This is a genomic window from Streptomyces sp. CBMA123 (assembly GCF_014596465.1).
Lineage (GTDB): Bacteria > Actinomycetota > Actinomycetes > Streptomycetales > Streptomycetaceae > Kitasatospora.
The window spans coordinates 1-485 of record NZ_MECK01000565.1 but is presented as its reverse complement, the minus strand read 5'-3'; the positions used below and the strand labels follow the sequence as shown (position 1 = coordinate 485).

The window sequence follows — 485 nt, the reverse complement described above, 5'->3', positions numbered from 1 at the left end:
ACGCTCGGCCGGTCGATGGCCCCGCTCGGCGGGGCGGTCGGTCCGCTCAGCCACGGCGGCCCCTTCCGTTCGGGGCACCCGACCGGGCGGGCCTACGGCGGTCGAGCACCGTCCGCACCACGATGACCAGCAGCGCGACGGCCACCGCCACCGCCATCACGGGGAACGCCCCGACCACCCAGCGCACCGCGCCGGTACCCAGGCCCTTGCCCTGGTACTTGTCGGGGTTGGCCAGGTACTCGACGCCCGAGGCCGTGAGCAGCACCACCACAGGAGCGGCGGTCACCACCCACCAGCGGCCGGTCCGGCCGCACAGCAGCGCAGCGACGCCGGTGCCGAGCACCGCGCCGACCGCGAACAGGATGCCGACCCCGGGGCCGCCCAGCTCGTCGGCGATCCCGCCGAGCAGCGGCAGTCCGACCGCGGCGAGCGCGGCGACCGGTCCACCGCGCCGACGGGCCTGCTGCCGGCGGCGCGAGGCCCCG

1 protein-coding gene is annotated in these 485 nt (G+C 77.7%); it reads right to left on the bottom strand.

Annotation, left to right across the window (positions count from 1 at the left end; all coding sequences use genetic code 11):
* Positions 1-46: 46 nt before the first annotated feature.
* Positions 47-485: DUF6542 domain-containing protein (locus tag BG452_RS37215; RefSeq protein ID WP_188308770.1), on the bottom strand; the 439-nt coding region annotated here is incomplete at its 5' end.